Raw genomic sequence first — 24,138 nt, 5'->3', positions numbered from 1 at the left:
ATGCCTTCGTATGCAGTCCGCCCGGCCCGGGGAGCCCGGGCGCACCGCGTACCGCCCCGGGCCCGACCGGTCGACCGGAGGTCCCATGGGCACCCTGAACCATCTCAGCCTCGGCTGGCTGACGCCTGCCCTCTCGTACCTGATGGCCTGTGCCGGCGCCGCCCTCGGGCTGCGCTGCACGCTGCGAGGCCTGGCCGCGAGCGGCCCGGCCCGGCGGAACTGGCTGATGACGGCCGCCGCCGCGATCGGCTCCGGCATCTGGACCATGCACTTCGTCGCCATGTTCGGCTTCACCGTCGACGGCACCGAGCTGCGCTACAACGTCCCGCTGACCGTCCTCAGCCTCGTGGTCGCGGTGCTGGTCACCGGCCTCGGCCTGACCGTGGTCTGCTACGGCCGGCACCGCGGTCTCTCCCTGCTGTCCGGTGGCGTCACCACCGGCCTCGGCGTTGCCGCGATGCACTACCTGGGAATGGCCGCCGTCCGGATGCACGGCGGGCTGCACTACGACGCCGCGACGGTCGCGCTGTCCGTGCTGGTCGCGGTTGGCGCCGCCACCGCCGCGCTCTGGGCCGCCGTCACCATCCGCAACGTGTACGCGGCCGCGGCCGCCGCGATGGCCATGGGCCTCGCCGTCAGTTGCATGCACTACACCGGCATGGCCGCCATCCACGTCCGGCTGGAGCCGACCCGGACCGGTCTCGGCGGGGCCAGTCCGATGGAGTTCGTCTTTCCGCTCGCCGTCGGCCTCGGCTCGTTCCTCTTCCTCGCCTCGGCGTTCGTGGCGCTCTCACCGACCGCCCAGGAGCGGGCCGGCTACGAGGAGGCGGGCGAGCCGGTCATCGAGGACCTCTCCGGCACGCCCCCGCAGGCCGAGCCCGCCCGGCCCGAGACCGCCCCGGCCGAGGCCGGGCACCTCGGCGCGCAGTGGCACGACCACGCCGCCTGAGCCGCACCTCCAGGCCGCCCGAACCGCACGCCCACCCCGCCGGTGCCCTGCCCGCCCCGCCCGCGCCTCCACCTCCCGCTTCCCCCCGCCCGAAAGGCTCCTCACCCATGCGAGATGACCGCGGTGCCGCCCCCGGTACCCGTCGGGGTGCCCATGCCGGCCCGCCCGCCCGTCCGCCGCGCCCCGGCCCGTGGCTGCGTGGACTGCGCCCCCGGACCGTCCGCGCCCGGATCATCGCCCTGCTGATGGTCCCGGTCGTCTCCGTCATCGCCCTGTGGGGATTCGCCACGGTCACCACCGCCCAGGGCGTCTGGGACCTGCTGCGCCAGCGCGACGCACAGCGCACGCTGCTCACCCCCGTCGCCGAGACGGTCGCCGGGCTGCAGGCCGAACGCACCGCCGTCGGCCAGCTGCTGGCCGCCCCGGCGACCGCCCCCACCGCCGCCCGGGAGAGCGCCCTGCGCGAGGCGGCGGCGGTCACCGACCGGGCGCTCACTCCGCTGTTCCCGGACGCCCGCCACCCCGACCGGGGCTACAACCGTGCCGACGCCCAGGGCCTGGCCGGTGACGCGGCCGCCCGGCTGGACGCCCTCGGCAGCTCGCTCGCCGCCCTGCCCGTACTGCGAGACCGGGTCCTGGCCAGGAGCGTCGGCTGGCCCGAGGCGTATGCCGCGTACGGCGAGGCGGTGGACCGGGCGCTCGCCGCCGCCGGTGCCGTCACGCCCTTCCAGGACCGCCAGGTGGCCGCCGACGCGCGGGTGCTGCTGGAGCTGGCCCGGTCCCGCGAGCTGCTCGCCCGTGAGGACGCGCTGCTGCGCGCCGCCCAGCTGTCCGGCGGGCTCGGCGACGACCAGCTGCGGGAGTTCTCCGGCGCGGCCTTCGCCCGGCGCGAGTTCGAGCAGGGCGCCGCCGCCGACCTGGGTCCCGTCGACCGGGAGGCGCTGCTCGCCGTCACCGGCGGCCAGGACCACCGCGAGCTGGCCGGGTACGAGGACAAGGTGCGGACGGCCGCCGACGGCCGGGCGGCGGTCGCGGCGGTGCCGGCCGACCGCTGGGCGATGGTCGCAGGCAAGGTGGCCGGCGCCCTGCGAACCGTCGAGGACCAGGCCGGACGGATCGCCGCCGAGCGCCAGGACCCCTACGCCCTGGGCCTGTTCACCCCGGCGGGGACGGCCGTGCTGCTCGGTCTGGTCGGCGTGGTGGCCTCACTGGTGATCTCGGTGCAGATCGGGCGCGGGCTGGTCACCGAGCTGATCGGCCTGCGCAACTCCGCACTTGAGCTAGCCGGACGCAAACTCCCTGCGACCATGCGGAAGTTGCGCGCGGGCGAGGAGGTGGACATCGAGACCGAGGCGCCCGGACCGGTGGAGCGGGGCGACGAGATCGGCCAGGTGCACCGGGCGCTGGGCACCGTCCAGCGGGCGGCCGTCACGGCGGCGGTCGAACGGGCCGAGGTGCTCTCCGGGGTCTCCGGGGTGTTCGTCAACCTCGCGCGCCGCAGCCAGGTCCTGGTGCACCGCCAACTCACGCTGCTGGACGCGATGGAGCGCCGCACCGAGGACCCGTCCGAGCTGGCCGACCTGTTCCGGCTGGACCACCTCACCACCCGGATGCGCCGGCACGCCGAGGGCCTGATCATCCTCTCCGGCGCGGCCCCCGGCCGGGGCTGGCGCCGGCCCGTCCCGCTGGTGGACGTGGTGCGCGCGGCCGTCTCGGAGGTCGAGGAGTACGCCCGGGTCGAGGTGCACCCGCTGCCGCGGGCCGCCGTGGTCGGCCACGCCGTCGCCGACCTCACCCACCTGGTGGCCGAACTCGTCGAGAACGCCACCGGGTTCTCCCCGCCGCACACCCGGGTGCACATCCGGGGCGAACGGGTCGGCAACGGCTTCGCGCTGGAGATCGAGGACCGCGGCCTCGGCATGGGCCCGGAGGTGCTGGCCTCGGCCAATCGCCGGATCGCCGCGGCCGAGCAGACCGACCTCTTCGACAGTGACCGGCTCGGCCTGTTCGTGGTCAGCCGGCTCGCCCGACGGCAGGACGTCAAGGTCTCGCTGGTGACCTCCGCGTACGGCGGCACCACGGCGGTGGTCCTGCTTCCGACCACGCTGCTGGCCGACGAAGCGGCGGCGGTGGATCCGGAGGACCTGCGGTACGGCTTCGAACCGGTCGCGCCTGCGCCGCCCGCAGCGATGTCGGGTGGCGCGGCGGTCGGGGCGGGGCCCGCGGAGCCGGTGTTCACCGAGCGGGTGCAGCAGGGCGGCCCGGAGCGGGAGTTCGCGCCCGTGCACGGTCACGCGGAGGGTCCGACGGGCGGTCCGAGCAGCGACCCGAGCGGCGGTTCGACGGGCAGCCCGACCGGCGATCCGAGGTACCGGGAGCACCCGCGGGGCAGGGGAGATGACGGGCTTCCGGCGGCGGGTGGGCCGCCGCCGGAGGGCGGGGCGCTGCTGCCGTTCGGCGCCCGGGGCAGTGACCCCGGGCCGGTGCGCCGCACCCCCTTCCGGGCCTCCGGCGCCCGGGCGGCCGGTCCGGCTGTGGACGGGGGCGCGGGTGCGGCCGCCCGTCCGCAGTCCGGACCGCCGCAGCCGTACGGCGCGGCGCCGTACCGTACGGAACCCCGTTCGGAGCCGGTGCCCGGGCCGGGCTCGGACGGTCACCGATCGGACGGTCACCGCGCAGACCCGGGCCCCGAGGAGTTGCCGCGCCGGACCCGTCAGGCGAGCCTCGTGCCCCAGCTGCGTGAGGCCCCGGCCCGTCCGACCACGCACAGCCGTCGTACGGCTGCCGCCGCCTTCCCTTCCGGCTCTGGTTCCGGCTCAGGCTCCGCCGAGCCCGGCTCCGGCGACGGATTCGGCGCCGCGGGCCGCAGCCCCGAGGAGGCGCGGGCGGCGATGTCCGCCTTCCAGAGCGGATGGGCACGCGGCCTGTACCCGGAGGGCCGGCGGGACGGACAGCCCGCCGACCCCCCGCAGCCGCCGCGGGCGCGCCAACCCCAACCCTCGTCCCGACCCGAAGGAGAGCGTCCGTGATCGCCACCACCCACCGCGCGGGGGAGATGAACTGGCTCCTCGACGAGCTGGTCCAGCGCGCCCCCGAGCTCCGCTTCGCCGTGATGCTCTCCGCCGACGGCCTGGCCGTGGGCACCTCGGCCGGCCTGGCACGCGAGGACGGAGAGCATCTGGCGGCCGTCGCCTCCGGCTTCCACAGCCTGGCCAAGGGCGCAGGCCGGCACTTCGACGCGGGTGAAGTCCGCCAGACCATGGTCGAGTTGGAGGGCGGCTACCTGCTGGTCGCGGCGGCCGGGGAGGGCACCTGCCTCGCCGTGTTCGCCACCGCCCGGGCCGACCTCGGTCTGATCGCCTACGAGATGGCCAGACTGGTCCGCCGGGTCGGGGAGCACCTGGGCACCCCGCCGCGGGCGGTGGGCGGCCGGTGAGTCCGGTGCCCCGTCCGTACCGGGGGCGACATCCGGAGCACCCGAGGGCCGAACCCGACGGGCGCCCCCGCAACCCGCTCGCCGCCGCCCACCGGGCCCGCTGGTACGACGACGACGCCGGGCCGCTGGTCCGCCCGTACGCGATGACCCGGGGGCGCACCGGGGGCGGGGAGCAGCAGTTCGACCTGATCGCCGTGGTGCTCACCGAGCTGCCCGACCCGGCACTCGTGCCGGACGCGCCCGAGCCGCCGGTCGGCCCGGAACAGGCGCGCATCCTCGCGCTGTGCCGGGGCACCGCGCTGTCCGTGGCCGAGCTGGCCGCCGACCTCGACCTGCCGGTGGGCGTCGTGCGGGTGCTCCTCGGTGACCTGCTGGCGGCCGGGCTCATCCGGGTCCGCCGTCCCGTCCCGCCCGCCCTGCTCCCCGACGAGCGCATCCTCCAGGAGGTCATCCGTGGACTTCGTGCACTCTGACCACCCGTCCGTACCGGCCGGGCTGTCCGAACCGCCCGATCCCTTCGGCCCGTCCGATCCGTGCGGCGGGCCGGATCCGTTCGACGCCGAGGACCCCGAAGACACCGTGCTCGCGCTCAAGATCCTGGTGGCGGGCGGCTTCGGTGTCGGCAAGACGACGCTGGTCGGCGCGGTCAGCGAGATCCGCCCGCTGCGCACCGAGGAGAGGCTGACCGAGGCCGGACGCGAGGTGGACGACCTGGACGGAGTGGAGCGGAAGACCACCACCACGGTGGCGATGGACTTCGGCCGGATCACCATCCGCGAGGGACTGGCGGTCTACCTGTTCGGCACCCCGGGGCAGGACCGGTTCTGGTTCCTCTGGGACGAGCTGGCCCAGGGGGCGCTCGGCGCGGTGGTGCTCGCCGACACCCGCCGGCTGACCGACTGCTTCCCGGCCGTCGACTTCTTCGAGCACCGGGGCATTCCGTTCGTGGTAGCGGTGAATCGTTTCGCCGGGACGCGGGAGTTCGGCCCGGAGGAGGTCGCCCGCGCGCTGGACCTGGACGCCGGCACGCCCGTGCTGCTGTGCGACGCGCGTCGCAGGGCCTCGGGCAAGGAGGTGCTGGTCAACCTGGTCGAGCACGCGGGCCGGGTGCACGCCGCCCGGCTGCTCGCGGACGCCTCGCCGGTGGGCTGAGGTGGCGCCGGGAGGACCGGCGGGCGGACAGCGTGCGACTGACAACTGACAGCTGACAGATTTCGAAATCTGTCAGCTGTCAGTTGTCATCTGTCAGTCGTCGATCGTCGGCTGCCGTCTGCTGCCTGTCGCTCGTCACCCGCCCCGGTCGGCGGCTGGGTGCGTCGGGGGTTCGGTCGGGGGTGCACCTGCGGCCCGGTCAGTGGCTCAGCTGCGCCACTGGAACACGATCTTCGTCCAGGTGGATCCGGGGCACTTGCCCCAGACCGACCAGGCCTGCGGTCGCGCGCCGATCCACAGGCCGGTGGTGTGCGAGCCGTCGGCGCAGTAGGTGATGGTGCGCAGCTGCCCGGAGTGGACGTAGCAGTAGCCCTCCCAGCGCCAGCCGTAGTCGGCGGTGATGGCGCAGCGGTAGGCCTCGGCCGCGATGGTGTTCCCGGCCGCGGCGGTTCCGGGGGTGACGGTCTGGTCCTGGATCGCCGCTGCGGCGGCCGGCTGGGTGGTGGCCCCGAGCGCGCCCAGGGCGGCCGCGGTGGCCAGCCCGAGCGTGGCGATCTTCCTGGCGATGCAACCTCGCACGGTCGTTCTCCTTGCTGAGGGTTTCTCGTCGGGTGGAGTGTCCTGGCCGTCGGGATGTCCGTACGGAGGTCAAGTCCCGCCTCCCGCACGACCGGTGACGTGTTGCACACGAATGACTGCGCACAGTGAGACGACGAACTATGATGTGACCTGTGTCACAAGTCATCCGGTTGGCTCGCGGCCCATGCGGCCAGGCCGGACCGGGTGCTCGGGTGCCGATTTCCGGGGAGAGCGGCATGACGGACTGCAGCGGTCGGAATGCGGGCGGCGGACGGGAAAAGGGCTTCGGCCCGAGCGGGAGCGGCGGTCAATCGGCCGAATTCAACCGGGTGTTCATGGATCTGCTGCCCAGGCTCCACCGGGCGGCAGCCTCCCTCGCCGGCGGTCCGGTCGGCGCCGGGGACGTCGTCCATGACGCGTACCTCCGGATCGCCCGCCGACCGGAGCGCTTCCTCGGCCACCCGCAGCCGTACGCCTACGCGTTCACCACGATGGTGAACATCCTGCGCGACCAGTGGCGCCGGGAGCGCCGGCAGGTGTCGATGCCCGAGGTGCCGGAGGCGGGCGACGCCGACGAGCGGGGCCAGGGGGCGCCCGATCCCCGGGCCGGCGGGATGGTCGAGTTGCAGGCGCGCTGGGAGGTGCTCCGGCTGCTGGGCTTCCTCACCGTCAAGCAGGCCCGTGCGGTGGTCCTGGTGGACCTCGACGGCTACAGCGTCGACGAGGCCGCCGAGCTTCTCGGGCTGCACCGCAGCACGCTGGCCGTCACCCGGCGCCGCGCCCACGGCCGGCTGCGCGCCGTCCTCCAGCGGGAGCGCGAACGGGAGCGGCAGGCGGGGCGCGAACGGGAGCGCGAGCGCGGGCGGAGCTGAGGGCGCCGGTGTCAGGGGCACCGCCCCGACGCACCGAACTGACGGCAAGTCAGCTGATGCGCCACCCCGGCCCGTACCCTGCGAATCGTGATCACGCACGAGGACGGCCGCCTGCGCGCACTGGCCGACGACGGCCGCTGGCCCGAGCTGCTCACCGCCTACCGGCAGGGCCGGGCGGCGGCCGTGGCGGAGGCGGGGGAGGAGGCCGCGGCCGCGCTGACAGCGCCGCTCGGCCACCTGATCGCCTACGCGGCGCCGCCCGAGCTGGCCGTCCGGCTCTTCGACCGGGACGGCGGTGCGGGAACGGCTGCCGGGGTGGCCGACCACGACGCCGGCCCGCTCTGGGAGGTGCTGGCGACCCGGCACTCCTGGTCGCGGCTGGCCCCGCTGCTCGGCCCGGCCGGGGTGCGACGGCTGGTCGCGCACACCCGGGCGCTGCTCGGCGAGGACCTCTCGCACGAGGCCGAGCCCGATCCGGAGGGCGTGCCGCTGCGCCTGGAGCCGTGGGAGGCGGCGGGCTGGGACGAGGCGGCCCGGGTGCGCGAGTACCTGCCCGGCGGGGGCGCGCGCAGCGCACTCCTGACCCTGCCGGCCAGCCGGGAGGGCCTGGGCGAGGTGGGACTTCCCCCGGCGGGGCGGTCGGGTGGGCGGCCGGACGGGCCGCGGGTCACCCGGGCACTGGCCGGGCTGGGCGCGCTCGCGCCGTGGGCGGAGACGGCCTGCGTCCGCGGCCAGGCCCCGGCGGCGGCCGCCTTGGTGGCCCGCGACCGGCGGGTGGTCGGCGGCCACCTGCCGTTCGCGCTCGCCTACCCGGCGCTGGTGCGGGCCGCCGCCGTGGGGCGGACCCAGGGCTGTGCGCACGGGCGGCTGGGGCTGTGGAGGGCCCTGGCCGCGATGGCCGGGGTGGGCGGTCCGGACGGGACGGGCGGGGTGGACCGGGGCGAGGTGAATGCGCTGGTGGCCCGCATGCGCTGCTTCACCTGGCAGGAGCCGTCGGCCGGGCTGCATCATCTGCACGTCGCGCTGGAGGATCCGGCGAGCGGGGTGGCCTGGGTGGTCAGCGGCTCCCAGGAGCTGTGACGGGCCTGGAGTCCGGTCGGGAGTGGAGCCCGGTCGTGCCCGGAGTCCCGTCGGGCCCGGGGCGCCGGTCCGGCGGAAGAGCCCGACCGGACGGGAAGACGAGGACCCCCGGTCCGGCGCCTTTCCGGGGGTTGGACAGGAGGCGCCGGACCGGGGGAGTGCGAGGGTCGCTGCCGGGCTCAGACACCGGCGGGGGCGACGCCCTGGGTGGGGACGGCCTCGGGGGCGGAGGCCGTGGAGTCGTCCGACGCGGAGGCGGGTCCGGCGGGCCCGCCGTGGGCGTCGACCAGCGTCAGCTCGTCGAACGGCAGCTCGCCGGCCAGCACGCGCCGGGCACGCTCGGCGTCGAGCTCGCCGGTCCAGTGTCCGATCAGCAGGGTCGCGACGGCGTTGCCCGCGAAGTTGGTGAGCGCGCGGGCCTCCGACATGAAGCGGTCGATGCCGACGATCAGGCCGACGCCGTCCACCAGCGCGGGCTTGTGCGACTGGAGCCCGCCCGCGAGCGTGGCCAGTCCGGCGCCGGTGACCCCGGCCGCGCCCTTGCTCGCGATCACCATGAACACCAGCAGCGAGAGCTGCTCGCCGAGCGACATCGGCTTGTCCATCGCCTCGGAGATGAAGATCGAGGCCATGGTCAGGTAGATGGCGGTGCCGTCGAGGTTGAAGCTGTAGCCGGTCGGCACGGTGATGCCGACGACCGGGCGGCTGACGCCCAGGTGCTCCATTTTGGCGATCAGTCGCGGCAGCGCGCTCTCGGAGGAGGAGGTGGAGAGGATCAGCAGGAACTCGCGGCCGAGGTACTTCAGCAGCGCGAACACGTTGACCCCGGCGACCAGGCGCAGCAGCGTGCCCAGCACCACGACGACGAACAGCACGCAGGTGACGTAGAAGCCGATCATGATGACGGCCAGGCTCTTCAGCGCGGCGGTGCCGGTGGCCCCGACCACGGCGGCCATCGCCCCGAAGGCGCCGATCGGCGCGACCCACATGATCATCGACATGACCCGGAAGACCAGCCGCTGCACGTGCTCGATCCCGCGCAGCACCGGCGCGCCGGCCTGGCCCATCGCCTGGAGTGCGAAGCCGATGAGCAGGGCGACCAGCAGGGTCTGGAGCACCTTGCCCTGGGTGAGGGCGGAGAGCAGGGTCTCGGGGATCATCCCGAGCAGGAAGTCGGTGGTCGACTGGGCGCCGCCGGCGGCCGCCTGGGCGTGGCCGGACTTGGCGAGCGCGGCGGTCAGGTGGAGGCCGCCGCCGGGCTCCAGGAGGTTGCCGACGACCATGCCGATGGCCAGCGCGACGGTCGACATGGCGAGGAAGTAGCCGATGGCGAGGCCGCCGACCTTGCCGACCTTCGCGGCCTTGGTCACCGAGCCGATGCCCAGGACGATGGTGCAGAAGATCACCGGGCTGATCATCATCTTGATCAGGTTGACGAAGCCCGTGCCGACCGGCTTCAGCTCCACGGCGAAACCGGGGGCGGCCAGGCCGACCACCACACCCGCGATCACCGCGCCGATCACCGCGATGTAGAGGTAGTGGGTCCTGTCCTTGGGTCTGGGTCCCGCCGCCGTGGCGGCTCCAGCGATCGACATCTGCGGCTCCCTTGCCGTGCAGTCCTGGCGGCCCCGGGGGATGGGCCGCTCCGACTATGGGCCCGGAGGTGACACAGGTCACGTTTGCGTTCATAGAGTTCATGAACGGTGCGAGGGGTCCGGATGGCGGGCCCGCGAACGATGCGGGCCGGACGGGCTCTGGGGCCGTCCGGGAGCGTGGTGCACACTGGCAGGCATGTCCCCGCACACCGCCCCCACCGTCCCGCGGCGCCGCTCGCGCCGGCCGACGGGCCGCGGGCCCCGGCGGTTGCCCCGAGGCCTGGTCCGATGCCTCCCCCGGCGACTCGTCCGGAGCCTGGCCGGGCAGCTGTTCGTGGTCCAGGTGGTGATCGTCGCCGCCGTGGTCGCCGGCGGCGCGGTGCTCGCGTACCTCTTCACCGCCGACCGCACCGAGGATGCCGCCCGTCGCCAGGTCACCGCGGTCGCGCACGCCGTCGCGGACTCGCCGTCCGTCCGGGCCGCGGTCGCCGGTCCGGACCCGACCGCGGTGCTCCAGCCGTACGTCGAGCAGGTGCGGGCCGACACCGGGGTCTCCTTCATCACCGTCATGGACACCGACGGCGTGCGCTGGACCCACCCGCTGCCCGAGCAGATCGGCCGGACCTACCTCGGGCACATCGACTGGGCGCTCGCGGGGCAGACCCGCAGCGAGACGTACACCGGCACGCTCGGCCCGTCGGTGCGGGTGGTCACCCCGGTGTGGGACGACCGGCACCGGGTGGTCGCGCTGGTCAGCGCGGGCCTCACGGTGGAGTCGATCTCCGCGCAGCTGAGCGGTCCGCTGCTCGCCCTGGTCGGGGTGGCGGTGGCCGCGCTCGCGGTCGGCGGCGTCGGCACCTACCTCGCCAACTCCCGGCTGCGGCGGCACACCCACGGGATGGGCCCGGACGAGCTGAGCCACCTCTACGAGTACCACCAGGCCACCCTGCACGCGGTGCGCGAGGGGCTGGTCCTGCTGGACCGCTCGCACCGGGTGGTGCTGTGCAACGACGCCGCCCGTGAACTGCTCGGTCTGGCAGGCGACCTGGACGGCCGCCCGGTGGCGGGGCTGGGCCTGCCGGAGGCGCTGCTGGCGGCCGTGCTGGGGGAGGAGCCGGTCCGGGACGAGGTGCACCTGACCGCCGAGCGGGTCGTGGTGCTGAACACCTCCACCATCGGCACCGGAGCCGGTCTCGGCCGGGTGGTCACCCTCCGGGACCACACCGAACTCCAGGCGCTCAGCGGCGAGTTGGACTCCGTTCGCGGCTTCACCGAGGCGCTCGGCGCGCAGGCGCACGAGGCCGCCAACCGCTTGCACGCGGTGGTCTCGCTGATCGAACTCGGCCGGCACGAGCAGGCGGTGGAGTTCGCCACTGCCGAGCTCGAACTCGCCCAGCAGCTCACCGACCGGGTGGTCGCGGCGGTGAGTGAGCCGGTGCTGGCCGCGCTGCTGCTCGGCAAGGCGGCCCAAGCCGCCGAACGGGGCGTGGAGTTGACCCTCACCGAGGACAGCCGGATCGACGACGGGGTGCTGCCGCCCGGGCTCTCCGCGCGAGATCTGATCACCGTGCTCGGCAACCTGATCGACAACGCCGTGGACGCCGCCATCGCCGGTGCGGCCGGGAGTACCGTCCCGCCGGAGGTCACCGTCACGGCGCGGATCGCCGGCCGCCGGGACTGCGGCGGTCGGGACTGCGGCGGCGATGGTGCGGGGGCGGACGGTGACTGCCTGCTGCTGCGGGTCGCCGACACCGGCGCGGGGATCGCCCCGGGCGCGGTCGAGGACGTGTTCCGGCGGGGCTGGAGCACCAAGCAGGACGGGCACGGGCACGGGCTCGGGCTGGCGCTGGTCGCCCAGACCGCCCGGCGCAACGGCGGCACCGTCGAGGTCGGGCGGGAGCGCGGCGCGGTGCTCACCGTGCGGCTGCCGCTGGGCGGGCAGCCGGCAGGGCCCGCCGGCCAGGCGGGGGAGTCCACCGGCGAGCCGCGGGAGACCACCGGCCGGGAGCAGGAAGGGGCCCTGGTGTGAGCAGCGCCGCCGACACCGCCGCCGCGACGGGGATCTCCGTCCTGGTGGTCGAGGACGACCCGGTGGCCGCCGCCGCGCACACCCTGTACGTCCGGCGGGAGCCCGGCTTCCACGCCGCGAGGACGGTCCACAGCTGCGCCGACGCGCTGCGCTTCCTGGACCGGGCCCGCGCCGCCGGGACACCCGTCGACCTCATCCTGCTGGACCTCTACCTGCCGGACGGCCACGGGCTCCAGCTCTGCCGCACGTTGCGCGCGACCGGCCACGGCGCCGACGTCATCGCGGTGACCTCGGCCCGCGACCTCGCCATGGTCCGGCAGGCGGTCTCCGCGGGCGTCGTGCAGTACCTGCTGAAACCGTTCAGCGCGGCCGCCCTGCACGACCGCCTGGAGCGCTACGCCCGCTACCGGGACAGCCTCGGGCGCACCGGCGAGGCGACCGGGCAGGAGGAGGTCGACCAGGCGCTCGCCCTGCTCCGCACGCCGGAGCGCACCACCCTGCCCAAGGGGTTGAGCGCGCCCACCCTGGACGCCGTCGCCTCGGTGCTGCGCGAGGCGGCCACCGGGCTGTCGGCAGCGGCCGCGGGCGCCGCCGCCGGGGTCTCGCGGATCACCGCGCGGCGCTACCTGGAGCACCTGGTGGAGACCGGGTGCGCGGTGCGGGAGCCGCAGTACGGGAGCGTCGGGCGGCCGGAGCTCTGCTACCGGTGGCGGGGGCGGGGCTGACAATCGATGGGGCCAGGGCGTGGCGGTCGGTGGGGCCGGGGTGTGGCGGTCGGTGGGGCCGGGGCCGGCGGGGGTTTCGGGGCTCCGCGCCGTGACCTTTCCGCGCGGCGCTCGTTGGGGGAACCGGGGGAGGTTCACTCGCTCGGGTGGTTTCGGGGCCCCGAGGGCATTCCGCCAGGTCAGGATCAGTAAAGTTAGGCTTACCTAACTTCCTCTGGGGGTCTCCCGTGTCGCTCGCTGCCGTACCCGTCCAGGCCGCCTCCGGAGCCCCGGCCGCCGGTGAAGCCATCCTGCGCCGTCAGCGCGTCCGCGAGTCCGCCGCCAGAACGTACGCCCGCTCCTTCCCGATCGTCCCGGTCCGCGCCAACGGCATGACCGTGGAGGGCGCCGACGGACGGCGCTACCTGGACTGCCTCTCCGGCGCCGGCACACTCGCCCTCGGCCACAACCACCCGGTGGTGCTCGAGGCGATCCGTCGCACCCTCGACAGCGGCGCCCCGCTGCATCTGCTCGACCTCGCCACCGCCGAGAAGGACGACTTCACCAGCGCGCTGTTCGACAGCCTGCCGGCGGAGTTCGCCGCCCGCGCGCGGGTGCACTTCTGCGGACCGGCCGGGACGGACGCCGTCGAGGCCGCGCTCAAGCTGATGCAGACCGCCACCGGCCGCTCCGGCGCGCTCGCCTTCACCGGCGCGTACCACGGCATGACCGCCGGTGCCCTCGCGCTCACCGGCAACGTCGCCGTCAAGGAGCCGCTGCCGAGCGGTGGCGAGGTCGCCCGGCTGCCCTACCCGTACGGCTACCGCTGCCCGTTCGGGGTCGGCGGCGAGGCGGGCGCCGACCTCGCCGCGACCTACGTGGAGCGGCTGCTGGACGACCCCTCGGGCGGCGTGGTGGCGCCCGCCGCGATGATCCTGGAGGCCGTCCAGGGCGAGGGCGGGGTCGTCCCCGCGCCCGACGGCTGGCTGCGCGCGATGCGCCGGATCACCGCCGAGCGCGGCATTCCGCTGATCGTCGACGAGGTGCAGACCGGAGTCGGCCGCACCGGCGCGATGTGGGCGATCGAGCACAGCGGCATCGTCCCGGACGCCGTGGTCCTTTCCAAGGCCATCGGCGGCAGCCTGCCGCTCGCCGTCGTCGTCTACCGCGAGGACTACGACGGCTGGCGGCCCGGCGCCCACACCGGCACCTTCCGCGGCAACACCCTCGCCATGGCCGCCGGGGCCGCGACGCTGCGCCACGTCGCGGCCAACGGACTGGCCGAGCGGGCCGCCGTCGTCGGCGAGCGGCTGGCGGCCCGGCTGCGTGAGCTCGCGGCCGAACTACCGGTGATCGGCGACGTACGCGGCCGGGGGCTGATGCTCGGGGTCGAACTGGTCGACCCGGCGGCCGCGCCCGACGCGTGCGGCGCCCGGCCGGCCGACCCGGCGCTCGCGGTGCGCGTCCGGGAAGCGTGCCTGGCGCGGGGGCTGATCGTCGAGCTCGGCGGGCGCCACGACGCGGTGCTGCGGCTGCTTCCGCCGCTGACCATCACCGACGAGCAGGTGGCGGCGGTACTGGAGCGGCTGGCGGAGGCGATCGCAGCGGCCTCCTCCGCACGCGGGCCGGAGGGCGGGGCGGCTGGCGGAGCGGTGCAGGGGCCGACGAGTCCGTCGGCGGTTCGGGGGCAGCGATGAGCGGGCCCGGCCCCGGCCCCGCGGGGCTCCCCGGGGACGGCACCGCCCGGCTCTCCGGGGACGGCTTCGCCACGGACGCCCTGGCGGGCGGCGCGGCCGGGCCGGGTGCGCTCGGGCCACTGCTGGCCACCGTCCTCGACTCGCTGGAGACGGGCACCGCCATGCGCTCAGGACCGCTTCCGGCGGGCAGTCCGGCCGAGATCGCCGCACTCGTCGACGACGCGCTGGCCGCCAGCGAAGGACCCGGCGCGCTCGCCCGGCTCACCGAACTGCTCGCCTACGGTGCCGCCGACCCCGCCGATCCGGCCTGCGCCGCGCACCTGCACTGCCCGCCGCTCGCCGTCGCCGCCGCGGCCGACCTCGCGGTCAGCGCCCTCAACCCCTCCCAGGACTCCTGGGACCAGGCCCCCGCCGCCACCGCCCTGGAGAGCGCACTGCTCGCCGAGATCGCCGGGCTGGTCGGCTACGACCCGGAGCGATCCGCCGGCGTCCTCACCTCCGGCGGCACCGAGTCCAACCTCATGGGGCTCATGCTGGCGCGCGACCAGAAGCTCGACGGCACCGTGGAGTTGGACGGCATCCCGGCCGGCGTCCGGCCGTGCATCCTCGCCTCCGAGGCCGCGCACTTCTCCGTCCAGCGCGCCGCCGCCCTGCTCGGCCTCGGCGAGCGGGCCGTCATCCCCGTCCCGGTCGACCGCGGACTGCGGATGCGGGAGGACGAACTGGAACGGGCGCTGGCCGAGGCCGGCCGGGCCGGACGGACCCCGATCGCCGTGGTCGCCACCGCCGGCACCACCGACACCGGAGCCATCGACCCGCTACCCGCCACCGCCGACCTCGCCGGACGCTACGGCGCCTGGCTGCACGTGGACGCCGCGTACGGCGGCGGGGCGCTGCTCTCCGACCGGCTCGCCCCACTGCTCGACGGCATCGCCCGCGCCGACTCGGTCTCCCTCGACTGGCACAAGATCGGCTGGCAGCCGGCCGCGGCCGGGGTGTTCCTGGTGCGCCGCGCCGAGACCTATACGTCGCTCGCCCGCCGCGCCGAATACCTCAACCCGGCCGACGACGAGCAGGCCGGCTACCCCAGCCTGCTCGGCCGCTCGCTGCGCACCACCCGCCGGGCCGATGCCTTCAAGCTCGCCGTCACCCTGCGCACCCTCGGACGCGACGGACTCGGCCGGCTGGTGGACAGCTGCCACGACCTCGCCCGCGCCGCCGCGGACGCCGTCCGCACCGACCCGGCGCTCGAACTCCACGCCGAGCCCGTGCTCACTGCCATCCTCTTCCGCTACCGGCCGCCCGGTGTGGCGGACGAGGCGGCGCTGGACGAGACGAACGGTCGCCTGCGGCGCCTGCTGCTGCGCACCGGCCGGGCGGTGATCGGCCGCACCGAACTTCCGGGCGACGGCCCGGGACGGGTCCGGCTGAAGCTCACGCTGCTGAACCCCCACACCACGGTGGGGGAGGTCTGCGCGCTGCTGCGGGAGGTGGTGGGCGCCGGCCACGAGGTGGCGGGCGGGCGGGCGGGGTAGGGCGGGCGGGGTAACGGGTGTGCGGTCAGGTGTGCGGTGGTTCCCGGCGTGCAGAGCCCCGGGGTCAGTCGCCCAGGAGGATCGACCGGGTGAGCTCCCAGGTGTCGGGGTCGGCGGCGACCAGGAGACCGTCCTCGCAGCCGGGGGCCTCCGGGCGGTAGGGGGCGCCGTCCAGGCGGGCGGAGACGCCGCCGGCCTCGGTGACCAGGAGTGAGCCGGGGGCGTGGTCCCAGGGAAGGGTGCGCCAGTAGAGGATGAAGTCGAAGCGGCCCTCGACGATGTCCGGGTACTCGATCCCGGCGGCGTGCCGGCCGGGGGAGATCTCGCCGAAGACCGCGATGTTGTCCTGGAGCTGGCGGCGGTGCTCGGCGTCGAGGTAGCGGCTCTTGACCGAGCCGCGCAGCTTCGCGGCGTCCTTCGGTGCCGGGGGGCGGGTCAGGCGTACACCGTCGCGCCAGGCGCCGGAGCCCAGTTCGGCGCAGTAGGTGGTGGCGGTGGCGGGCTGCCAGATCCAGGAGGCGACCGTCCGGCCGGAGCGGACCAGGGAGCACATCACGGCGTACTCGGGGCGGCCGGCGACGAAGTTGGCGGTGCCGTCCACCGGGTCGACCAGCCAGACGGCGGGCTCGTCGTGGAGGGCCAGGGCGAGCGACGGGTCGGCGGCGACCGCCTCCTCGCCGACCACGGGGACGGGCAGCAGCTCGTGCAGCCGGCGGGCGATGATCGCCTCGGCCTCGCGGTCGGCGACCGTCACGACCTCACCGGGAGCCTTCTCCATCACCTCGCCGGCGGCCAGCGCCCGGAAGCGCGGCTCCACCGCCTCGGCCGACGCCTCGGCGAGTATCTCCGCCACCTTGTCCATCAGCACGTTCGCGCTCCCTTCGCTGCAACCACTCTCCCACGAGTGGAGTAAGGGGGCGGCGGCGGACCGGGTGGTGGACGGTGGACGCACGGCCGGAGGCGGACGGTCGACGGCGGGCGGCGAACGGGGTTCAGCCGACGGACTTCAGATGACGGCCGACGGCTAACAGCTAACAGATTTCGAAATCTGTCATCTGTCATCTGTCATCTGTCAGTGCCTCCTCGCCGCCGCCATGGCCGTCCCGCCCGCGGGCCTCCGGCGAGGAGCGTCTGCGGCGGGCCTGACGGCCCGTCCACAGCCCTGCCGCACAGCATGGTTCGCTGTCGGTGGCATCGGCTATGGTCACCGGCGTGATCGATTCCACCATGCGGGTCCGGATCGCCCGCCCCTCGCGCGACCTCGCGGCGGCCGAGCGCTTCTACGTCGGTGGCCTCGGCCTTGCCGTGCAGTGGCGCAGCACCGAGCGGGTGTCCGGCAAGCACGACCTGCTGATGGTCGGCCCGCCCGACGGCAGCTGGCACTTCGAGCTGACGCACGACCCTGAGCGGCCGCTGGAGCCCACCCCGACGGTGGATGACCTGTTCGTCGTCTACCTCGGCACCCCGGTCGGCGAAGCCCTGGTCGCCCGGCTGGAGGAGGCCGGGGGCACTCGGGTCGAGGCCCACAACCCGTACTGGGACGAGTGCGGCGTGACGATAGCCGACCCGGACGGCTACCGGCTGGTCCTCTGTTCCCGCACCTGGGGCGCCTGAGCGCCCGTCTACCGCGGCGCCTGACCAGCCGTACCCGTTCGGCTTCCCGCGCGTGGCGCGGGTCCGGGCGCCCGTCCCCCGGCCCCGCCGGGCAGCACCGCCACACCCCGGTCCAGGTCCACGCCGAGGTGCGGCGGCGCTCCGGCCTGCGCGTCGTCCCGCTGCGCGAGTTGCTCCCGCTTCTGCTCGACCTGCACCTGCTTGCCCGGGCTGAACAGCGCGTGCAGCTCCTCCAGCCCGCCGACGCCCGTCCCGGCCCCGGGTCCGCGTCCTCGCGGCCGCGACGAGGACTCGCCCCAGACCTGCCACGCCGCCAGCAGTACGAGCCCCAGCACAGCCGCGACCGCCGCCGCCACACCCACGATCAACCCCATGCCCGCTCAACGCGGCTGCGAGGCCGCGGTGTTCCCTCCGGGCGAAACACGGGCCCACTGTGGCGAAAGCGCTTGGGCAGGCGGCGGGCCCACCGGATACGCTGCCGGACGAACCGGAAGGAGCGTCCCTCACCATGCCCGTGCGCGGAACCCTCGTGGACATCCCGACGGCGGACGGCACCGCCGACGCCTACCTCGCCCACCCTGACGACGACCGGGCCCACCCGGGCGTCATCCTCTACACGGACGCCTTCGGGCTCCGGCCGCACATGGAGAGCATGGCCGACCGCCTGGCAGCGGCCGGATACACCGTGCTCGTCCCCAACCTCTTCTACCGCAACGGTCGCGCGCCGGTCATCGAACTGCCGGAGCTCATCGACGTGGACCAGGCCGGCGAACTCTTCGCCAGGCTCGTCCCGCTGCTCAACACCCTCACCCCGGAGGTGACCGCCCGCGACGCGGACGCGTACCTGCGCTGGCTCGCCGAGTCCCCGCTGGTCCAGGACGGCCCGGTCGGCCTGACCGGATACTGCCGCGGAGCCCTGCTGGCGCTGCGCACGGCCGCCAGCCACCCCGACCGGATCGCCGTCGCGGCGGGATTCCACGGCGGCAGCCTCGCCACCGAGAGCCCGGACAGCCCGCACCTGGGCGCCGACCGGATCACCGCCGAGCTGTACTTCGGCCACGCGGACGAGGACCCCGCGCTGCCGCCCGAGCAGATCGACCGGCTTTCCGCGGCCCTCACCGCCGCCGGCGTCCGGTTCCGGGCGGAGGTCTATGCCGGCGCCCTGCACGGCTACACCCAGGCCGACACCAGCCGCTACGACGCGGCGGCCACCGAGCGACACTGGGAGGCGCTGCTCGGTGTACTGAAGCGGGCCCTGCAGACCTGAGGCCGGCCGATCGGCGGACCGGCGGACCGATTCTCCTGCCGACCGGCTGACCGGACACCTGCTCGGCCGGTCGCAGGCCGTTCCCGGCCAGGGCCGGGCGAACGGGGGCGAACGACGGATCCAGGGGGAACGCACGTGAACACCAGCCGGGGCGGGTGGGGGAAACCGGCCGGGCCGGGCCTGCGGGGCGTCCAGGAGGCCATCGCGCGGGCGCTCGGCGAGCACCTGCCCGGCGGCGTGCGCACCGGTGAACTGGACCGCGGGGGGCGGGCGTTGCGCTGGTCGGAAGCAGCGGCGGACCATCCTTGCCGAGCAGCGGCTGACCGCCGTCGCCGTCCCCGAGATCCGACGGCGCCGAGCCGTGGCGCCGCCGCCCGAGGTGCCGCTGGTGGTCCTGAGCGCGACCCAGGGGCTGCCCAGGGCGATGCGCGTCCGCTGGACCGCCCTGCAGAGGGGCATCGCGACGAACGCCGTCCGGGGAGCGCACGGCTCGGTCCAGGGCGCCGGTCACGCCATCCAGGCCGACCGGCCCCAGGCGGTCGTCGCGGCCGTCCGAGAAGCAGCGGACCGCGTCCGATACTTCCTCAAAGACTGACAACCCGTGCCCAATTCCTTTTCGGGCCTGCACTGCTGAGCCCGCGACACGCTCTGGCACACTGTGTGCCGACGACCTGCCGGGGCGGGTCACGACACGGGGGAGCAGGGGTATGAGCGGGGCGGGCACCGTGCTCGGCGGGCGGTACGAGCTGGTCGAGAAGATCGGCGGCGGCGCCATGGGCTCGGTCTGGAAGGCCGAGGACACCGTGCTGGCGCGGCGGGTCGCGGTCAAGATCCTTCGCTCGGAGCTGCTGGAGGACGACACCTCCGCCCAGCGCTTCCGCCGCGAGGCCCGGCTGGTCGCCGCGGTCGACCACCCCGGCGTGGTGGGCGTCCACGACTACGGCGAGAGCGGCGGGGACGGCGAGGAGCGCTGCGCCTACATCGTCATGGAGCTGATCGACGGCCGCCCGCTGGACCGGGTGCTCAAGGACAGCGGCCCGATGACCGTCGAGCGCACCCTCGGCCTGGTGGCCGGCGCCCTGGACGCGCTGCACGCCGCGCACCAGCGGGAGATCGTGCACCGGGACATCAAGCCGTCCAACCTGATGGTGCGCGCCGACGGGCGGGTGGCCATCACCGACTTCGGCATCGCCCGGGCCCTCGCCAGCACCAAGCTCACCGCCCCGTTCTCGATCATCGGCACCGCGCTCTACATGTCCCCGGAGCAGGCCGAGGGCGCGGACCTCGGGCCGGCCACCGACCTCTACTCGATCGGCGTGGTCTGCTACGAGCTGCTGGTGGGTGAGCCGCCGTACTCCGGTGAGGGGCCGCTCCAGATCGCGCTCAAGCACGTCAACCAGCCGGTGCCGGAACTGCCGGACACCTTCCCGGCGCCGGTGCGGGCGCTGGTCGCCCGGGCGCTCGCCAAGAAACCCGAGGAGCGGTACGCGGACGCCGCCGAGATGGCGGTGGCGGCCCGTGCGGCGCTCGCGGGGGAGGGCGTCGCGGGAGGCGAGCAGGCGGCCGGGAAGGCCGGGGTGGCCGACAGTCGGACCATCGCGCTCCGGCCCGGTGCCGGTGGGGCGGCCAAGGGCGGCGTGGCGGAGCCGGTCAAGGGTGGTAGTGCGGCGGATCGGGCCAAGGACGTCGCCGTCGAGCCGGCCGGGGCGGGGGCCGTGGTGGTGCCCGCCGCGGGCGGCACACCGGTACCGGCCGAGGTCGCGAAGGTGGAGCCGCAGGCGCCGACCGAACCCGGCCGCCGGCGGCCGCGGCGCACTCTGCTGGTGCCCATCGTCATCCCCGTCGTCATCTCGATGGGCACGGCGACCGTCCTGCTGATCGACCGCGGTTCCGGCGGCTCCGACGCGGCCCTGCCGCCTGCTGTCCAGCCGACCGTGGTGGTCACCGCCCCAGCGAACCCGGGCACCGCGGCCTCGGCGGCCACCACCACGCCCGCCACCCCGGCGCCGACCGACACCCCGGCGGCCACTCCGGGCCCCGACCAGCCGGCGCCCGGCGCGGCCCAGAACCAGCCTCCGGTTCCGGTACCGGTCCCGGACCCGGCCGCAGGTCAAGGCGGCAGCGGTAGCGGCGGCTCGGGCGGCAGCCGGACCGGTGGTGCGGGCACGGCTGCGGGCGGGTCGTCGGGCGGTCAGGCGAGCCGGCCCGGCGGCGGCAACCCGCCCAACCCGCCCGCCAACCAGAACCCGCAGCCGCCGGCTACAAGCGGCACGGGCAACACCCCGCAAGGTTCGAATAGGCCGCCGTCCTGTGAGGGAAGCAGCTGGACCAACATCGTCAGCGTGAAGGACGGCCGTACGATCGGGATGCGTGACGACAACCTGAACGGCGACAACCCGATCGTGGTCGGCGGTCACGCGCAGTACGGCTGGGTGCGCTCGACCAACCCCGGCTCGTGGATCCTCTTCAACGCCTGCAACAAGGGCGGCCCGCTGATGGTCCAGACCATGGACGGGAAGGTGGTCCTGAACAGCGGGTTCAGCTTCCTCACCAACTGGACGGTCCGCACCGGAAGTTCGGCGGGTTCGTACACCCTGGGCGACTACCAGAACCAGAGCTGCATGACCAACAACGGCCCCGGCAACGCGGTCACCATGGTCACCTGCACCCCCGGCAACACCGCCCAGGAGTGGCGGCTCCAGTAAGGAAACCCGTGGGGCGGGCGGGGCCAGCGGGCGGAGAGTGTCCGAGGGATGGAAATCGCGGCGCGGGGTGCGGGTGGCCTGGGAGGCTGCCGGGACCACCTCCGTCGTCGTGAAGGAGGAGCCGTGGGCTCCAGTGCCGTCGTACCGCCGTTGCTCGAAGGGCCGCTGCTGGAGGGCGAGTTCATCCGGCTGGAGCCGCTGGAGCCCGGACACGCGGCCGGCCTCGCGGCCTCCGCGCAGGGGAGCGGGCTGAACACCGAGGCCAAGTACCTGCTGTTCCGGCACGCCTTCGAGGCGTGGGGTGTGGCCCGGGTCGACCTCAAGACCGATGCCCGCAACGGCCGTTCGCGGGCGGCGATCGCGAAGGCCGGGGCGACGTTCGAGGGCGTGCTGCGGAACTGGTCGCGGTCCTGGGCGCCGGGGGAGGCGGGGAAGCTGCGGGACTCGGCGGTCTTCTCGATCACGGACGAGGAGTGGCCGTCCTGCCGGGCCGGTCTGGAGCTGCGGCTCGCCGAGCTGCGCTCCGGGAGGCCGCGGTGACGGCGCCGGGCGACTGATTAGCAGGCACCTTCCCCTTGGGCAAGGGGAGTCCGGTGGCGGAACCTCGCCACCTCGGTGTCAAGGAACCGTATGGAGTCTTCTACACGCATGTAAAAGTCGATCGAAGGCCGGCCGGCCCCGCGAGTCGAATCGGCGTTCGGTGGTCGAGCGTCCGTCGGCGCAGGCGGTCGGCCGTCGCTCGGGCTGGAAGCCCTTGGTCGGATGTGGTGAATTGCCCCGGTTTGGCGGTCGATTGGGAGTCCTTTACCCAATGGCGGGACCCGGCCAATCGCTGAAGCAGACCTGTCAATGCACCTGCTGGATTGTCATGCTTCTGTTCATCCCCCGGCGGTAGCCCCACCCCCACCCCTTGGTGGCGAGCCGCTCGACTGCGCGGGGTTCTCGCACGTCAGTGCCCGTCCCGCCCCACAGGTGCCGACCCGGCTCCCCGGGACGCGGTGCGACCGCGTCCAGACGCGGTTTCCCGGAAGGACTCGTACGTGAAGCGTAAGCTCGCGGCCGTCGCCGTACTCTCGGCCACGGCCCTGTTGACCGGTGTGATCCAGGTGAGCACCGCCGCCCAGGCCGCTCCCACCCCCTCGCTGCAGGCCCAGGCCGCCCAGCAGCACGCGACCGTGCTCAAGCTGGCGGCCGGCCAGGCCGGACCGCTGGCCAAGGCGCTCAAGCTCGGTGACAAGGAGCAACTGGTCGCCAAGGACGCCGTGGTGGACAAGGACGGCACCCGCCACCTGCGCTTCGAGCGCACCTACGGGGGCCTGCCGGTGATCGGCGGCGACCTGATCGTCCACCAGAAGGCCGACGGCTCGGTGAAGGCGGTCGACAAGGCGGTCGCCGCACGGATCGCGCTGCCGAGCCTGACCCCGGAGATCGCCGCCGACCGGGCCGTCGCGCAGGTCACCGAGTCGGTCAAGGCCACCGTCGGGGTGACCACCGACGCGGACGAGTCGCCGCTCACCGAGGTCCACCAGGCCGGCCAGGCCGAGCTGGTGGTCTGGGCCATCGACGGTGCTCCCCGTCTGGCGTACCGCACCACGGTCACGGGGCTGCGCGCCGACGGCACCCCGAGCCGCCAGGTCCTGGTCACCGACGCCGCCGACGGCCGGATCCTCGCCACCCACGAGACCATCCAGACCGCGGCGGGCACCGGCAACGGTGTCTTCGTCGGCCAGGTCCCGCTGACCACCACCCAGAGCGGCTCGGAGTACCGACTGCAGGACGCGAGCCGCGGCGGTCAGTCCACCAGTGACCTCAACAACGGCACCGACGGGACCGGCTCGCTCTTCGCCAACACCAGCAACAGCTTCGGCGACGGAACCGTCAACAGCCGCGAGTCCGCCGCCGTGGACGCCCAGTTCGGCGCCGCCACCACCTGGGACTTCTACAAGAACACCTTCGGGCGCAGCGGCATCCGCAACGACGGCGTCGGCGCGCTGAGCCGGGTGCACTACGGCTCCAACTACGTCAACGCCTTCTGGGACGACAGCTGCTTCTGCATGTCGTACGGCGACGGCAGCAACAACACCGCGCCGCTCACCGAGATCGACGTGGCCGGCCACGAGATGAGCCACGGCGTCACCGCCGCGACCGCCAACCTCAACTACGCGGGCGAGTCCGGCGGCCTCAACGAGGCCACCTCGGACATCATGGGCACGATGGTCGAGTGGTACGCCAACCTTCCCTCCAACCCGCCGAACTACTGGATCGGCGAGCTGATCAACCTGCGCGGCGACGGCAGCCCGCTGCGCTACATGGACCAGCCGAGCAAGGACGGCGCCTCGGCGGACTACTGGGACGCGAACGTCGGCAACCTGGACGTCCACTACTCGTCCGGGGTGGCGAACCACTTCTTCTACCTGCTGTCCGAGGGCAGCGGTGCGAAGACGATCAACGGGTTCAGCTACAACAGCCCGACGTACGACAACTCCACGCTCGCGGGCATCGGCCGGGACAAGGCCGCGCAGATCTGGTACCGCGCGCTGACCACCTACTTCACCTCCACCACCGACTACGCGGGCGCCCGTGCGGGCACCCTCAGCGCGGCGGCGGACCTGTACGGTTCGGGCAGCGCGGAGTACAACGCGGTCGCCGCCACCTGGACGGCCGTCAACGTCAACTGAGCCTGTTCCAGGGGGGCTTCGGGCTTGAGCCAGGCCCGGAGCCGAACCGGCCCGGGCCTGGACCGATCAGGCCCGGCCCGGGAGCGCGTCGAGGCCCCGCCGGGCCGTGGGTGCCGGCCGGCGGGAGAGTACGGCGGGGGCGACGGTGAGCGGACCACCGTCGCCCCCCCCCGGGGTACCCCGAAGATAAGGCAAAAAAACCCCACATTGAACGTACCTTACGGAACCGGGGGGCGGGGGGGGCGG

Annotated in this window: 20 protein-coding genes and 1 pseudogene; 17 read left to right on the top strand and 4 right to left on the bottom strand. The window is 74.5% G+C overall.

Annotated features, from left to right (window positions below; genetic code table 11):
• Nucleotides 1-85 precede the first annotated feature (85 nt).
• The 5 genes from ACIRRH_RS20290 to ACIRRH_RS20270 all read left to right on the top strand — a co-directional run bounded on the left by ACIRRH_RS20290 (nt 86) and on the right by ACIRRH_RS20270 (nt 5,537).
• Nucleotides 86-949 carry an MHYT domain-containing protein gene (locus tag ACIRRH_RS20290; protein ID WP_403068977.1) on the top strand — a complete coding sequence of 288 codons (864 nt, stop codon included), beginning with the start codon at nt 86-88 and terminating at the stop codon, nt 947-949.
• A gap of 107 nt (nt 950-1,056) precedes the next feature.
• Nucleotides 1,057-3,978 carry a nitrate- and nitrite sensing domain-containing protein gene (locus ACIRRH_RS20285; protein WP_403068974.1) on the top strand — a complete coding sequence of 974 codons (2,922 nt, stop codon included), beginning with the start codon at nt 1,057-1,059 and terminating at the stop codon, nt 3,976-3,978.
• 26 nt (nt 3,979-4,004) lie between these two features.
• Entirely contained in the window at nt 4,005-4,385 is a 381-nt protein-coding gene (locus ACIRRH_RS20280) for a roadblock/LC7 domain-containing protein (RefSeq protein WP_224282477.1), read from the top strand.
• Between the two features lie 143 nt (nt 4,386-4,528).
• Nucleotides 4,529-4,858, top strand: a complete 330-nt coding sequence (locus ACIRRH_RS20275; RefSeq protein WP_403069201.1) for a DUF742 domain-containing protein — start codon at nt 4,529-4,531, stop codon at nt 4,856-4,858.
• A gap of 106 nt (nt 4,859-4,964) precedes the next feature.
• On the top strand, nt 4,965-5,537 hold the full coding sequence (locus tag ACIRRH_RS20270) for an ATP/GTP-binding protein (RefSeq protein WP_224282476.1): 573 nt from the start codon (nt 4,965-4,967) through the stop codon (nt 5,535-5,537).
• A gap of 207 nt (nt 5,538-5,744) precedes the next feature.
• Here the strand turns inward: ACIRRH_RS20270 and ACIRRH_RS20265 are convergent, their stop codons facing one another.
• Nucleotides 5,745-6,116 (bottom strand): hypothetical protein, encoded by a 372-nt coding sequence (locus ACIRRH_RS20265; RefSeq protein ID WP_403068972.1) that lies wholly within the window; start codon nt 6,114-6,116, stop codon nt 5,745-5,747.
• A gap of 329 nt (nt 6,117-6,445) precedes the next feature.
• Here ACIRRH_RS20265 and ACIRRH_RS20260 point away from each other — a divergent pair, with 329 nt between their 5' ends.
• Nucleotides 6,446-6,988: an RNA polymerase sigma factor gene (locus tag ACIRRH_RS20260; RefSeq protein ID WP_403068969.1), complete on the top strand. Its 543-nt coding sequence runs from the start codon at nt 6,446-6,448 to the stop codon at nt 6,986-6,988.
• A gap of 87 nt (nt 6,989-7,075) precedes the next feature.
• On the top strand, nt 7,076-8,068 hold the full coding sequence (locus ACIRRH_RS20255; protein ID WP_403068966.1) for a hypothetical protein: 993 nt from the start codon (nt 7,076-7,078) through the stop codon (nt 8,066-8,068).
• Between the two features lie 179 nt (nt 8,069-8,247).
• On the opposite strand, the gene ACIRRH_RS20250 is transcribed toward ACIRRH_RS20255, so the two are convergent.
• Nucleotides 8,248-9,663, bottom strand: coding sequence for a cation:dicarboxylate symporter family transporter (locus ACIRRH_RS20250; RefSeq protein WP_403068963.1), 1,416 nt, complete (start codon nt 9,661-9,663; stop codon nt 8,248-8,250).
• 196 nt (nt 9,664-9,859) lie between these two features.
• Here ACIRRH_RS20250 and ACIRRH_RS20245 point away from each other — a divergent pair, with 196 nt between their 5' ends.
• From ACIRRH_RS20245 to ACIRRH_RS20230, 4 genes are all read left to right on the top strand, one after another.
• Nucleotides 9,860-11,692: an ATP-binding protein gene (locus ACIRRH_RS20245; protein ID WP_403068961.1), complete on the top strand. Its 1,833-nt coding sequence runs from the start codon at nt 9,860-9,862 to the stop codon at nt 11,690-11,692.
• Nucleotides 11,689-12,417, top strand: coding sequence for a response regulator (locus ACIRRH_RS20240; RefSeq protein WP_403068958.1), 729 nt, complete (start codon nt 11,689-11,691; stop codon nt 12,415-12,417). Before ACIRRH_RS20245 ends, ACIRRH_RS20240 begins: the two co-directional genes overlap by 4 nt.
• 227 nt (nt 12,418-12,644) lie before the next feature.
• Nucleotides 12,645-14,093 carry a diaminobutyrate--2-oxoglutarate transaminase gene (locus ACIRRH_RS20235; RefSeq protein WP_403068955.1) on the top strand — a complete coding sequence of 483 codons (1,449 nt, stop codon included), beginning with the start codon at nt 12,645-12,647 and terminating at the stop codon, nt 14,091-14,093.
• Entirely contained in the window at nt 14,090-15,628 is a 1,539-nt protein-coding gene (locus tag ACIRRH_RS20230) for a pyridoxal phosphate-dependent decarboxylase family protein (RefSeq protein WP_403068952.1), read from the top strand. Before ACIRRH_RS20235 ends, ACIRRH_RS20230 begins: the two co-directional genes overlap by 4 nt.
• Nucleotides 15,629-15,692: 64 nt before the next feature.
• On the opposite strand, the gene ACIRRH_RS20225 is transcribed toward ACIRRH_RS20230, so the two are convergent.
• On the bottom strand, nt 15,693-16,490 hold the full coding sequence (locus ACIRRH_RS20225) for an inositol monophosphatase family protein (protein WP_403069198.1): 798 nt from the start codon (nt 16,488-16,490) through the stop codon (nt 15,693-15,695).
• A 365-nt stretch (nt 16,491-16,855) separates the two neighbouring features.
• On the opposite strand from ACIRRH_RS20225, the gene ACIRRH_RS20220 reads away from it, so the two are divergent.
• Entirely contained in the window at nt 16,856-17,242 is a 387-nt protein-coding gene (locus ACIRRH_RS20220; protein WP_403069195.1) for a VOC family protein, read from the top strand.
• Nucleotides 17,243-17,250: 8 nt separating this feature from the next.
• Here the strand turns inward: ACIRRH_RS20220 and ACIRRH_RS20215 are convergent, their stop codons facing one another.
• Nucleotides 17,251-17,616 (bottom strand): DUF6191 domain-containing protein, encoded by a 366-nt coding sequence (locus ACIRRH_RS20215; protein WP_403068949.1) that lies wholly within the window; start codon nt 17,614-17,616, stop codon nt 17,251-17,253.
• A 134-nt stretch (nt 17,617-17,750) separates the two neighbouring features.
• On the opposite strand from ACIRRH_RS20215, the gene ACIRRH_RS20210 reads away from it, so the two are divergent.
• The 5 genes and pseudogenes from ACIRRH_RS20210 (at nt 17,751) to ACIRRH_RS20190 (ending at nt 23,892) form a co-directional block, all read left to right on the top strand.
• Complete coding sequence (locus ACIRRH_RS20210) at nt 17,751-18,509, top strand: dienelactone hydrolase family protein (protein ID WP_403068946.1); 759 nt, start codon at nt 17,751-17,753, stop codon at nt 18,507-18,509.
• A gap of 247 nt (nt 18,510-18,756) precedes the next feature.
• Nucleotides 18,757-19,104 carry a hypothetical protein gene (locus ACIRRH_RS20205; protein WP_403068943.1) on the top strand — a complete coding sequence of 116 codons (348 nt, stop codon included), beginning with the start codon at nt 18,757-18,759 and terminating at the stop codon, nt 19,102-19,104.
• A gap of 112 nt (nt 19,105-19,216) precedes the next feature.
• Complete coding sequence (locus ACIRRH_RS20200; RefSeq protein WP_403068940.1) at nt 19,217-21,214, top strand: serine/threonine-protein kinase; 1,998 nt, start codon at nt 19,217-19,219, stop codon at nt 21,212-21,214.
• Between the two features lie 222 nt (nt 21,215-21,436).
• Nucleotides 21,437-21,754: pseudogene (locus ACIRRH_RS20195) on the top strand (GNAT family N-acetyltransferase); the annotation flags it as partial.
• 500 nt (nt 21,755-22,254) lie between these two features.
• On the top strand, nt 22,255-23,892 hold the full coding sequence (locus ACIRRH_RS20190; protein WP_403068937.1) for a M4 family metallopeptidase: 1,638 nt from the start codon (nt 22,255-22,257) through the stop codon (nt 23,890-23,892).
• The last annotated feature ends 246 nt before the right edge of the window (nt 23,893-24,138 follow it).

It is taken from the genome of Kitasatospora sp. NPDC101235 (assembly GCF_044767505.1).
Classification (GTDB): domain Bacteria; phylum Actinomycetota; class Actinomycetes; order Streptomycetales; family Streptomycetaceae; genus Kitasatospora.
Note: the sequence above shows the minus strand (reverse complement) of the source record. Positions and strands in the feature narration are given on the sequence as shown.